This is a genomic window from Halobacillus sp. (genome assembly GCF_049282395.1).
Classification (GTDB): domain Bacteria; phylum Bacillota; class Bacilli; order Bacillales; family Halobacillaceae; genus Halobacillus.
The window spans coordinates 1-1,751 of sequence record NZ_JBAPTY010000243.1 but is presented as its reverse complement, the minus strand read 5'-3'; the positions used below and the strand labels follow the sequence as shown (position 1 = coordinate 1,751).

Annotated in this window: 2 protein-coding genes; both read left to right on the top strand. The window is 42.7% G+C overall.

Going from position 1 to position 1,751, the window contains the following annotated elements; translation table 11 throughout:
* Nucleotides 1–1,124: glucose-1-phosphate adenylyltransferase (locus WAM07_RS10495; protein WP_422166656.1), on the top strand; the 1,124-nt coding region annotated here is incomplete at its 5' end.
* Nucleotides 1,125–1,136: 12 nt separating this feature from the next.
* On the top strand, nt 1,137–1,751 hold a 615-nt coding region (locus tag WAM07_RS10490), incomplete at its 3' end, for a sugar phosphate nucleotidyltransferase (RefSeq protein ID WP_422166654.1).

The following is a 1,751-nucleotide window of genomic DNA, read 5'->3' as shown; positions in this document are numbered from 1 at the left end:
GAGGACAAGGAACAAGATTAAAATCACTTACCAAAAAGATTGCCAAGCCTGCGGTGTATTTTGGTGGGAAATACAGAATCATCGATTTTCCTTTAAGTAACTGTACCAATTCAGGGATTGATACAGTCGGGGTGCTTACTCAATATGAACCCCTGATTTTAAATGATTATATCGGTATCGGAGCCCCCTGGGATCTAGACAGAAAATTTGGCGGAGTATCCGTTCTTCCTCCGTTTATGCAGGCAGAAGGCGGAGGCTGGTATGAAGGAACAGCCAACGCCATTTACAGGAACCTGGAATTCCTGAATCAATACGACCCGGAGCATGTGCTCATTCTTTCCGGTGACCACATTTATAAAATGGATTACAGCGATATGCTCGAGTATCACAAATCTTCCGGTGCTGACGCCACCATTTCCGTCCTGGAAGTGCCGTGGGAAGATGCCAGCCGCTTTGGCATTATGAATACAGAAGAAAATGGCAGAATTGATGAGTTTGACGAGAAACCTGAATTTCCAAAGAGTAACCTCGCCTCTATGGGTGTGTACATTTTCCGCTGGGATGTGTTGAAGCAGTACTTGATCGACGATGCGGAAAAAGAAGGTTCTTCTCATGACTTCGGAAAAGATATTATACCGGCTTTTCTTAAAGATGATAAGAAGTTAATGGCTTATACCTTTGACGGTTACTGGAAGGATGTCGGTACAGTTGACAGTCTCTGGGAAGCGAATATGGATTTACTTCAGCCTAAACCAGGACTTAACTTGAATGATCATACATGGAGAATCTATTCCAAAAATCCAAATCAGCCTCCCCAATATATTGCACCTTCTGCCACAGTGCGGAATGCATTGATTAATGAAGGCTGCCGCATTTATGGAACGATTGATACTTCGGTTATCTTTTATGGGGTACATGTGGGCGAATCCTCCGTTGTTAAGGATTCCGTAGTCATGCCTAATGTGAAGATTGGTAAAAATGTGAAAATTAATCGCGCTATCATAGCAAAAGGAAGCGTTATTGAGGATGGAGCAGTGATTGGCGACCCTGCTCCGGACAGTGAGATTACACTTGTAGCAGAAGAAGGCAGCGTCTTGGCATCAAGCTATGCAGCTAATAGTTAATAGGAGGATTCTATGGATCAAATAGCAGGAATTATAAACTTGGATCATGAACAGGATTTATTAGATGAACTAACTTACTTCCGGTGCGGGGCTGCGGTCCCGTTTGCCGGACGTTACCGAATGATTGATTTTACGATTTCCAACATGACGAATTCGCGCATTGAATCAGTCGCTGTATTCGCTCGTCGCAAATACAGATCACTGATGGACCACCTTGAACAAGGGAAAGCCTGGGATCTGGACCGTAAGCGGGGAGGTCTTTTCATCCTTCCGCCTGACTGGAATGATCCAACTGATATCTCCAGGGGGGATCTGCAGCATTTTCATAACAATATAGATTTTCTAAGGCGTACACTTGCTGAATATATTCTGGTCTCAGGTTCCCAGCACATTTGCAACATCAATTTCCAGGATGTGCTTAAAGAGCATAAAGATGTAAACGCTGATGTTACCGTTATTTATAAAAAAGTGGACGAGCTTTATCCTGAGCATCAAATGGCTCATAAACTGGATGTGGATGAAGAAGGTCGGGTAACTTCCATTAATAATGATCACACAAATACAAACGTTTATATGGATATGTATCTGATCAAAAAAGATTATTTATATGAATTGGTTGAAGAGTGT